The sequence below is a fragment of the uncultured Campylobacter sp. genome, assembly GCF_938039205.1.
In the GTDB taxonomy this organism is placed as follows: domain Bacteria; phylum Campylobacterota; class Campylobacteria; order Campylobacterales; family Campylobacteraceae; genus Campylobacter_A.
The window spans coordinates 1-10,127 of sequence record NZ_CALHVM010000034.1; the positions used below are offsets into that span (position 1 = coordinate 1).

Genomic DNA, 10,127 nt, shown 5'->3' on the forward strand with positions numbered 1-10,127 from the left:
TTCCACGTTATATCAAAATGGGAGATGCAAAGAATTCTCGCATAGCGTTTGCGATCTCGTCAAATTTAGGCGAGCTTTTGTTGTTCTTGGCTACTACTAAATTCAAGCGGATTAAAACCGGCCCAAAACAAATCTTCACAAGCTAAACTAAATAAATTTAGCTTGTAACCGGCTAAATTTAAAACGGATATTTATGATTTCCCATGCCTTCGACGGTGATCCATTTTAGCTCGGTCATCTCCTCGATAGAAAAATGCCCGCCCTCGCGACCAAGCCCGCTCATTTTTACTCCGCCGAAGGGAATATGCGCCTCATCTTGCAGCGAGGGACCGTTTACGTGGAGCATTCCGGTCTCTATTTCCTCGGCGCAGCGCAGATGGTTCGCGACATTTTGAGTGATGACGGTCGCACTTAGTCCATAATCCGTGCTATTGGCTAGCTCTATGGCCTCATCTAAATCCCGCGCTTTGATAATAGCCACGACCGGCCCAAACGCCTCGGTTGAAAAGATTTTCATATCAGGCGTAACGTCTGCGACGGTGGTCGGCATATAAAAGTTATTTTTGCTCGTGCCGCCCGTTAGTACCCGCGCGTCTTTTTTCTTTGCATCGAGAACCAAATCATCGATAAAATCGCATTGTTTACGCTCGATAAGCGGCCCGATAATAGTGCGCGCATCGGTCGGATCGCCGACTTGTAAAATTTTAACTTTTTCCGTAAATTTGGAAACGAAATCGTCATAAATTTTTTCATGCACTATGATGCGCGAGCCTGCCATACAAATTTGACCTTGGTGCATAAAGATACCGAAAAACGCGGTATTTACGGCATAGTTAATGTCCGCATCTTCGAGAACCAGAACGGGACTTTTCCCACCCAGCTCAAGGGTGCATTTTTTCATATTTTTCGCCGCGCTTTGAGCTATATGCCTACCGACCTGGGTCGATCCCGTAAACGTTATCATAGATATACGCTTATCTTCTTGAAACGTTTCGCCAAGCACGCTACTTGAGTACGGAACGATATTTAGTATGCCGGCTGGCAAACCGGCCTCCTGTAGGATTTCGCCGAATACCAAGCCGCAAACTGGCGTATTTGACGATGGTTTTAATACAAAGCTATTTCCGGCCGCTATCGCAAAGGCAAACTTTTTGCTACTTAGAATCATCGGCGCATTAAACGGCGAAATGCCGGCGACTACCCCGAGCGGACGACGAACGGCATACGAAAAAACCCCATCGTCGTTTGAAACTAAAGTTTGTCCCGTTACGCGTCTAGCCTCACCCGCCGCAACGCGGAATATATCGCTAACGACGCTAATCTCAAAGTTGCATTTTGCGATCGTTGAGCCGCTTTCGCGCATCAATATATCCCTAATATCATCAGCTCTTTTTTCAAAAATTTCAGCCGCCCTTAAAAGCACGGCCTCCTTTTCGCGAGGAGTCGTTTTTGCCCAAAGCTTTTGCGCCTTATACGCGCTTGCGATGGCTAGCTCGATATCCTCTTTGCTAGCCATGTGCACTTTGGCGAACACCGAACCGTCGGCGGGATTTATGCTGTCTACGATAGTGCCGGCGCTTGAGCTTACATATTTGCCGTCTATATATAGTTTGTATTCTTTCACGATATTTTCCTTGTTAGGTTTTAAAGCCTGATTATATACTAGAAAATTTTACCGTATATTAAATTTGCCCAGTTTCCAGAAAGACCCTGCAGGTAAAGCTCTCCGCCGAGCTCGTCCGTATCGTCGATGCAAAGTAGAAATTTAAATTTCATTTTAAACCTCGATTTTTAAGTCAAATTTAACTATGTATGAAATAAAATTATTTTTTTATATTTCGATAATATTAACTTCATTAAAAACGTATTTTACAAAATATATAATAAAAATTTCATTTTCAAGGAGTTGCTAATGAAAAGGATTGGCCTGATCGCCTGCTGTGCTGCGATGGCCCTGCACGGCGAAGTATTTACGCTAGGGCAAGTTGAAGTCGTAGAAAACGCCCCTGGCGTGCAAAAAAGCGACACGAACGTCGTAACCGTCGATGAGCAACAGATGCAAAAAGACGAGATAAAGCGTCTCTCGCAGGTCGCTTACAGCACGCCCGGCATTTATGTGGATAAAAAAGGCCCGCGCGCCGAGCAAAATTTCTACGTTCGCGGTTTTGATTCGCGCAGAGTGCCGCTTTTTATCGACGGAATTCCGGTTTACGTGCCTTACGACGGCAACGCGGACTACGGCAGGTTTAGCACGTTCGATCTAAGCAGGATCGATATCTCAAAGGGCTCAAGCTCGGTACTCTACGGTCCAAACACTATGGGCGGCGCGATAAATTTAATCACTAAAAAGCCGAGCAAGGAGCTTGAAGGAAATTTAGGCTACGGCTTTGAGGCGGGCAGAAGCGGCAGAACCTACGGCAACAACGTCGATTTAAACGTCGGTAGCAAGCAGGAGCTGTTTTACGTACAAGCAGGCGGCAGCTTTATGGAGGATATGGGGCAGCAGATGTCGCGTAAATTTAAAGGCGACGCAAATAACAACGAGGACGGCGGCAGACGCGATAACTCCGTGCAGCGAGATAAGAAATTTAATATAAAATTCGGCTTCACGCCAAACGAGACCGACGAATATGCGATCGCCTATATCAATCAAAAAGGCGAAAAAGAGCAGCCGTACTATACGGGCCGTTACGCCAGATACAACATGGCAAAACGCTTCTGGGAATGGCCGAAATGGGATAAAGAAAGCATATATTGGCTATCTCACACGCAGTTTGAAAACAGTCTATATAAACACCAAAGCCTTTTACGACAAATTTGTAAACGACCTAAACGGCATCAAACCTTTTGCATTTAACAGCCACTACCGCGATAAAGGCTATGGATTTGGCACAGAGATAGGCGGCGATATCGGCGATAGAGATACGTTAAAATTTGCGTTTAACTATAAATTTGACGAGCATAAAGAGCACGACGACGGCGAGCCGGTGCAGACGTATCAGGATAAAACCTATAGCTTTGCGCTGGAAAACACCTACAAATTTACCGATTTTACGCGGCTGATTTTGGGCGTGAGCTACGATACTAGAGATGCGATCAAGGCTCAAGAATACGGCAAAATAACGTCTGCTACAAACACGCTTTATGACTTTGAGGTCGCCAAACGCCACGCCTTTAACTACCAAGCCGCGATCAAACACAGCTTTGACGGCAACGACGAGTTTAGCGTTAGCTTTGCTAAAAAGACCTATTTTCCTAGCATGAAAGAGCGCTACTCAAAACGCTTCGGCCGTAACGAGCCAAATCCATACCTAAAGCCTGAGGTCGCCAATCACTACGAAGTCGGCTATCAAAGAAGCTTCGGCGAGGCTTTGAGATTGGAGACGGCGATATTTTACTCTAAGGTCAAAGACGCTATCGTCGAGCACAACATCATCGTAGGCGGCAAAAAGCTAGCTCAAGCCATAAACGTAGATAAAGCCGAATACAAGCTTTGAGCTCGGCGCGACATATTTTGCTGGGCAAAATTTGGAGCTAGGCGGCAACTACACCTATATCAGCGCAAAATATAAAAGCGGTGCGGATAGTAGAGTTTACGACATACCTAAACACAAGGCTTTTGCTTACGTAGACTACAAGATCGTGCCTAAATTTAGCATTTACGCATCGCAGTATATGATCTCGAGCCGTTACTCAAACTCTTACGAAGTGACAAAGCTAGCCGGCTTTGGTACTACAAACGTCAAATTTATCTACAAACCTACCGAAAGCCTAAGTGTGGAAGCTGGCATATCAAATTTGTTTGATAAAAACTACGAATACGCAGAAGGCTATCCGGAAGAGGGAAGGGTATTTTTCACGAATTTAAGATATAAATTCTAATTAGAATTTGCAAGGCGGATCGCTCGAAAAATGCTCGGTCCGCCTAAAATTTTTAACTCTATTTATATAATAAAATCTGTTTTAAAATTTCTTTAGCTATACTTTACAAAATCAATCTAAAGGCAAAAAATGTTTAAAAAAATTCTGTTGTTTTTCTTTGCGCTTTTGGGTTTTTGCTTTGCGATGACGCCTGAGCAGATCAAGGACTACATCGCCCAAAATAGCGAAAACATAGCTCAACTACATGGCACTCCGTCTAAAATTTACGCCAGCTCGCCGCCTCTTTTGTATATGCTTTACGCGCTCGATCCCGCTAAAATCAGCGGCACGAATTTCGAATGGAACGACTACGAGCGGCCCTACGTCAAAAAAGAGGTGCAAGAGCAGCCCGTCGTTGGTGGCTTTTTCGGTCAGGGTAAGATCCCAAACGCCGAGATGCTGCTGCGCCTAAATCCCGAGCTCATCCTCGTAAACGCAAGCTCGCGCAACACCAAAAAAATGAGCGAGGTTTTCGGCTCTATCAAAAAACCGATGCTCTATCTGAGCGCGACGAAGCTCGAGGACTACTTGGACGGGTTTGAAATTTTAGGCGAAGTGACGGGCAGACAGGAGCGCGCCGCACGTCTCATAAATTATGCGCACGAATCGCTAAATTTGACCGCGCAGATCGAGGAGTACATCAAGAAAAACAACCTGCAAAAGGTAAAAATTTACTACGCGCAGGGCGGCGACGGGCTAGCCACCGAGTGCGAGGGCTCGTGGCACGCGACGCTCATCGAGCGAGCCGGTGCGCAGAATGTGCATAAATGCAGCGAGGATCCAAACGCTAAATCTTTCGGGCGGGTAAAGATCAGCTTCGAGCAGCTCGTAAAATACGACCCGGACGTCATCCTCATCTACGAAAAAGAGCTGTTTGATAAAATTTACGGCGATCCGAAGTGGCAGCTGCTGGGCGCGGTGAAAAACAAAAAAGCCCACTACATCCCGCGCGAGCCATTTTCGTGGTTTGACCGCCCGCCTTCGTTTATGCGGTTTTTGGGGCTAAAATGGCTCATAAACTTAATCTACCCCGAGGCGTTTAAATTTGACATGGTCCGCGAGACGCGCGAGTTTTATAAGCTATTTTTGGATCTTGAGCTCACAGACGTGCAAATTTATAAAATTTTAGGACGGGGTACGGAGTGAGTAAAGAAAAATGAGCAAAAGGGCGTTTGCGTTTTTAGCCCTACTGCTGGCGCTTTGCGTCGCGGGCTCGCTGCTGCTTGGCAAATACGGCTTTAGCGCAGAGGACTACGCGCGCTACGTCACGGCGCTGTTGCGGGGCGAAAGCTTAAAAGATTTCGAGGTCATGCACACGCTCCTGCTCGATATCCGCCTACCGCGCATATTTGCTTGCGTGCTCATCGGCGCTAGCCTCGCTATCAGCGGCGCGGCGTATCAGGCGATGTTCGTAAACCCGCTCGTAAGTCCCTCGATCCTGGGCGTTTTAAGCGGCGCGGGTTTTGGTGCTGCGGTGGGGATGTTTTTCAAATTTAACGAGTATCTCATTCAGCTTAGCACCTTTGGCTTCGGCTTTCTCGCCGTGGCCGTGGCGCTGGGCGTCTCGGCGCTGTATTCGTGTAGCGGCAGCGTCATCGTGCTAGTTCTTGGCGGCGTCATCAGCGGCTCGCTCTTTACCTCGCTACTCTCGGTGCTAAAATACGCCGCAGACCCGAACGACGCGCTTCCTGCGATCACATATTTTTTGATGGGCAGCCTCGGCTTTGCGTCTAAGAGCTTTATTCAAATTTCGATCCTGCCGATGTGCGCGGGCATTTTGCTGCTGGCACTCAGCGGTAAATACCTAAACGCGCTAAGCCTTGGCGAAGAGGAAGCAAAGAGCCTGGGCGTAAACACGACGCGGGTTAAAATTTTCATCATCCTAGTCGCGACCTTCGTTAGCGCGCTTAGCGTGACGATCGCGGGCATCATCGGCTGGATCGGGCTTATCGTGCCGCACATCGCGCGCTTTATCTTCGGCGCCGACAACCGCGCCGTGCTTGCTAGCTCGGCGATGATCGGCGCGATATTTCTGCTCTTTTGCGATAGCTTCTCGCGGCTCATTTTTACTTTCGAAATTCCTATCGGCATCGTCACCTCGCTGTTTGGCATCCCAATGTTTATCATCGTGCTTCGTCGCGCCAAGAGGAGCTTTTGATGCGAGAAAATTTGATAGAAGTGCGAAATTTACGCTTTGCCTACCAGGGCAAGCCCGTGCTAAAGGGCATCAGCTTTGACGTCGCTACGGGCGATACGCTAAGCATCCTCGGCGCTAACGGCAGCGGCAAAAGCACCCTGCTTCGCATAATGCTCGGATTTTTAAAATTTGAAGGCGAGGTACTGATCGCAGGCAAAAGCGTGCGCGACTACGGCAAAAAGGGGCTCGCCTCCCTCGTCGCCTACGTGCCGCAGACGCACGCGCCCTCATATGACTACAGCGTCTTTGACGTCGCGCTGATGGGTGCGCTGTGCAGGACGCCGATGTTTTGTAGCTTTAGCGCGGCGGATAAAAAGCTAGCCGAGCAGGCGCTGGAAAAGATGGGCATCGCACATCTAAAAAACGCGCCCTACACAAAGGTCAGCGGCGGCGAGCGGCAGCTGGCGTACATCGCGCGCACGCTGGTTCAGGGCGCGAAAGTGATCTTTATGGACGAGCCTACAAACGGGCTGGACTTCGGCAATCAAATCAAACTGCTCGAGATGATAAAAGCTCTAGGCGACGAGGGCTATACCTTCGTGCAGACGACGCACTACCCGCGTCACGCGAAATTTGTTTCAAATTTGACGTTGTTTATAAAAGACGGCGAAATTTTAGCCTTCGGGCGCAGCGAGCAGCTCATAAACGCCGAAAATATCGATAAAATATACGGCATAAACTACGAAAGATACGAGGACAGATTATGATTTTACCTTCAAACTACGACGAGATCGACTTTGACGCGCTTTATAAGGCGCAAAAGGCGAGAAGCTCGTTTGGTAAAAAATTTGCCGAGGACTGGGACAAAAAGGCTCCGAGCTTCAACGAGGGCGTGATGAAAAGCGCCTACGCGCAAGAATTTATAGATAAGGTCGATTTTACGGACGTCTCTACGCTGCTTGACTTTGCGTGCGGTGCGGGCGCGTTAAGCTTGCTGGCGGCGAAAAAAGCGGATCAAATTTACGGCTACGACTTTTCGCCTAAGATGTTAGAGTTTGCCAGGCAAAACGCTCAAATTTACGGCGCGCAAAACGTTAAATTTGCGCAAAAAGCCTTTGAGGACGACTGGTCGGACGTGCCTGAGTGCGACGTGGTTTTCGCCTCGCGCTGCCTTGAGGTGGACGATCTAAAAGCCGCGCTTAGCAAGCTTCTTTCAAAGACTAAAAAATCGCTTTATATCACGTTTAAGGTTGGCGGTAGCTTTGTAGACGGCGAAATTTTAGATGCGATAGGGCGCAAGGTGGAGCAAAAGCCCGACTTCGCCTATCTTTTAAACATCTTGTTTCAAATGGGTTATTTGCCGAGCCTTAGCTACATCAAAGCTCGGTGTCATGCAGGTCCTGCTTCGAGTTCCGAGGAACTCATCCAAAAGACGCGTTGGGGGCTTGGCGGCGAGCTGAGCAGCGCGGAGGAAGCGCGGCTGGCGGAGTATTTTAACAGCGGCAAATACAAACCGAGGCAAGAGTTTATGCACTGGGCATTCGTGCGGGTGGATAAGGCAAATAGAGCCTAAATTTAAAGCATATGTCTAAACTTGCTCATAAATTTGAGCAAGTTTAGTGCTCTTTATGCTCCTGCCACCTTTTCTCCTCAAGGTCGATGTGATACAAAAAGGTCCTGATGATCTCTTCGTCGATTTTTGGGTCTTTGTTTAGCTCGAGAAGCGCCTTTCGCTGCTTATTTAGGATCTCAAAATAGGTCTGCCTGACCTCGTCGCTGATCTCGAAATTTTCATTTGAAAGCTCGAAATTCCAAACTTCTTTGAGCTTCTGAAACAAGAAATTCTCCTCATTGCAAAATTTCTCGCTTTGAAATTTAAGCGAAACCTCGGCGATCGCCTTTTTTATCTTGATTCTGGCTAGTTCGTTTGGCATATGGTCGTTAAAGTCTGGAAATTTGACACTTTTTATAAGTAGCGGCAGAGTTAGTCCCTGAACTACGAGCGTTAGCAAGATAACGACAAAGGTGATAAACAAGATGAGATCTCTGTGCGGAAATGGCTCGCTACCAGCCATGGCGGGTATAGAGAGCGCCGCAGCCAGCGAGACTACGCCTCTCATACCTGCCCAGCCGACGATAAACGGCGTCGCTTTGCCTGGGTTGCGATCGCCCGCCACGCTGATAAAGCGCTTCATAAACATCGTGATATAAACGGCTCCATATGATGCCATGAGACGAATGACGATGAGTACGGCAGTTACCAAAACGCCGTAAGATAGCGCCTCAAGTGGCGATACGCCACTATGCTTTAGTCCGTCTAAAATTTGAGGTAGATCAAGGCCGATCATAGTAAAGGCAAGGCCGTTTAGCAAGAAGATAAAGTTGTTCCAAACGGGCACAGCGTGGATTCTTGTTGAAGCGGTGAAAATTTCGTTTCGTTTTGTCGAGAGATAAAGTCCACCGCAAACCACCGCCAAAACGCCGCTCGCGCCAAGCTCCTCAGCCAAGATATACATGATATAAGGCGTAGTGATCGTCATGATCGTATCGCTGTTCTCATCAGTTGGCAAGATCCTATGCAAAAAGTAGGCCGCTAGCGCCACCACAAGACCGGCCAAAACACCGCCAGCTACCATCCAGACAAAGCTCGCAGCCGCCTTATACCAGACAAACTGCCCAGTAGTCACAGCCACTGCGGCAAAGCGAAAGATGATGAGCGATGATGCGTCGTTTAAAAGGCTCTCGCCTTCTAAAATAGCGCTGATCCTGCGCGGTGCTTTGACAAATTTAAGGATCGCAGCCGTGCTCACCGCATCTGGTGGCGAGACGATAGCGCCAAGCATGAAGCCAAGGGCGAGCGAGAAGCCAGGGATCACTAAATTTGCTATCACGGCAACAGCTGCTGCGCTGATAAAAACGACGATAAATGCAAAACTTCCGATCATTCGGCGCCATTTATATAGCTCTTTTATCGAGTTTGCCCATGCGGCCTCGTAAAGAAGCGGTGGTAAAAAGATGATGAAAATAAGCTCTGGATCGATCCTAATGGTGGGTAAATTTGGCGCAAAACTAATGGTAAGACCGCCCAAAACTAAAAGCACCGGATAGGCTACTTTTAGGCTGTTTGAGATCATCACTAAAGCGATAATGATAGCTAGCAAAGCCAAAAATAGCAGTAAGTGTTCAATCATCTTTTTCCTTTAAATTTATTTTTTGTTGATGCCTAGGCTATCTTTTATGCCAAAGCCGCTAGTTAGGTATCTTTTGACCAAATTTGCGATAGATATTCTTGAAATTTGGGCGTTTTCGTTTTTAAATTTCTCCACTTTTGCCCAGCTCGTGACCTCGTAGCCTATCTCATCAATGCTACTAAATCACTGCGGACATATCAGCGTGTAGTCAAGAGCTTAGTTTTCTATGATCTTGGCTGAGTCTATGTATGAGTTTGGAGTGCGCCTATAACGTAGCCGCCAAGGCTTCCGCTAGCGCCTAAGAGCAAAATTTTCATATCTGCTTCTTAAGGTCAAGTAAATTTAATAGATTTAAAAATAGCGACTAGAGAGATTCGAACTCTCGGTGAGTTGCCCTACACGGGCGTTTCTGACGTACTCCTTAAAGCGCTCGGACGTCTACCTGGGATTGGGGTAAAATTATATCTTGATTTGCTTAATGTTTAGCTTTTATAGCTTTAGTCCCAAGATAACGGCATATTTGTACTCATTATTCATCGGGCAATGCTAGGCGGCTTGCCCCATTTTTCAAAGCCAAATTTCAAAAACAGCCCGAGACTTGCTCTGCTTTGGCAAAAAAATTGCCGAGCATTGGGACAAAAAGGTGCCCAGCTTCAACGATGGCTTGTTAAAACTAGCTACGCGAATGAATTTATAATCAAGGTTGATTGTAAAGCGGCAAATATAAACCGAGGCAAGAGTTTATGCACTGGGCGTTCGTGCGGGTGGATAAAAATAGTTAAATTTGGTTTTTTTAGTTAAGCAATATAAATTAGGATCAAATTTAAATGAAAGCAAATCAAGCTAGCGAGCGGCCATAAACCGCTCGCTATTTAAAA

At 47.2% G+C, this 10,127-nt stretch carries 9 protein-coding genes; 7 read left to right on the plus strand and 2 right to left on the minus strand.

What is annotated here, in order from left to right; genetic code table 11:
* Positions 1-178 precede the first annotated feature (178 nt).
* Positions 179-1,624 carry an aldehyde dehydrogenase family protein gene (locus tag Q0394_RS04880; protein ID WP_298945760.1) on the minus strand — a complete coding sequence of 482 codons (1,446 nt, stop codon included), beginning with the start codon at positions 1,622-1,624 and terminating at the stop codon, positions 179-181.
* 288 nt (positions 1,625-1,912) lie between these two features.
* Here Q0394_RS04880 and Q0394_RS04885 point away from each other — a divergent pair, with 288 nt between their 5' ends.
* From Q0394_RS04885 to Q0394_RS04915, 7 genes are all read left to right on the plus strand, one after another.
* The gene (locus Q0394_RS04885; protein WP_298945761.1) at positions 1,913-2,857 is read left to right on the plus strand and encodes a TonB-dependent receptor plug domain-containing protein; all 945 of its coding nucleotides are present in this window, start codon (positions 1,913-1,915) and stop codon (positions 2,855-2,857) included.
* On the plus strand, positions 2,754-3,497 hold the full coding sequence (locus Q0394_RS04890; protein ID WP_298945768.1) for a TonB-dependent receptor: 744 nt from the start codon (positions 2,754-2,756) through the stop codon (positions 3,495-3,497). The genes Q0394_RS04885 and Q0394_RS04890 overlap by 104 nt, the downstream gene beginning before the upstream one ends.
* Positions 3,498-3,528: 31 nt before the next feature.
* A complete protein-coding gene (locus Q0394_RS04895; protein ID WP_298945762.1) occupies positions 3,529-3,882 on the plus strand; it encodes a TonB-dependent receptor in 354 nt (117 codons plus the stop codon).
* Between the two features lie 129 nt (positions 3,883-4,011).
* On the plus strand, positions 4,012-5,067 hold the full coding sequence (locus Q0394_RS04900; RefSeq protein WP_298945763.1) for an ABC transporter substrate-binding protein: 1,056 nt from the start codon (positions 4,012-4,014) through the stop codon (positions 5,065-5,067).
* Between the two features lie 10 nt (positions 5,068-5,077).
* Positions 5,078-6,079 (plus strand): iron ABC transporter permease, encoded by a 1,002-nt coding sequence (locus Q0394_RS04905; RefSeq protein WP_298945764.1) that lies wholly within the window; start codon positions 5,078-5,080, stop codon positions 6,077-6,079.
* Positions 6,079-6,825 (plus strand): ABC transporter ATP-binding protein, encoded by a 747-nt coding sequence (locus tag Q0394_RS04910; protein ID WP_298945765.1) that lies wholly within the window; start codon positions 6,079-6,081, stop codon positions 6,823-6,825. Before Q0394_RS04905 ends, Q0394_RS04910 begins: the two co-directional genes overlap by 1 nt.
* Positions 6,822-7,631: a class I SAM-dependent methyltransferase gene (locus tag Q0394_RS04915; protein ID WP_298945766.1), complete on the plus strand. Its 810-nt coding sequence runs from the start codon at positions 6,822-6,824 to the stop codon at positions 7,629-7,631. Before Q0394_RS04910 ends, Q0394_RS04915 begins: the two co-directional genes overlap by 4 nt.
* A 43-nt stretch (positions 7,632-7,674) precedes the next feature.
* Here the strand turns inward: Q0394_RS04915 and Q0394_RS04920 are convergent, their stop codons facing one another.
* The gene (locus Q0394_RS04920; protein WP_298945767.1) at positions 7,675-9,249 is read right to left on the minus strand and encodes a Na+/H+ antiporter; all 1,575 of its coding nucleotides are present in this window, start codon (positions 9,247-9,249) and stop codon (positions 7,675-7,677) included.
* Positions 9,250-10,127 lie beyond the last annotated feature (878 nt).

Bases quoted from the DNA above. Each gene is read 5' to 3' on its own strand.
- Q0394_RS04885 (WP_298945761.1), top strand. From the start codon at position 1,913: ATGAAAAGGATTGGCCTGATCGCCTGCTGTGCTGCGATGGCCCTGCAC.
- Q0394_RS04900 (WP_298945763.1), top strand. From the start codon at position 4,012: ATGTTTAAAAAAATTCTGTTGTTTTTCTTTGCGCTTTTGGGTTTTTGC.
- Q0394_RS04905 (WP_298945764.1), top strand. From the start codon at position 5,078: ATGAGCAAAAGGGCGTTTGCGTTTTTAGCCCTACTGCTGGCGCTTTGC.
- Q0394_RS04910 (WP_298945765.1), top strand. From the start codon at position 6,079: ATGCGAGAAAATTTGATAGAAGTGCGAAATTTACGCTTTGCCTACCAG.
- Q0394_RS04915 (WP_298945766.1), top strand. From the start codon at position 6,822: ATGATTTTACCTTCAAACTACGACGAGATCGACTTTGACGCGCTTTAT.
- Q0394_RS04920 (WP_298945767.1), bottom strand. From the start codon at position 9,249: ATGATTGAACACTTACTGCTATTTTTGGCTTTGCTAGCTATCATTATC.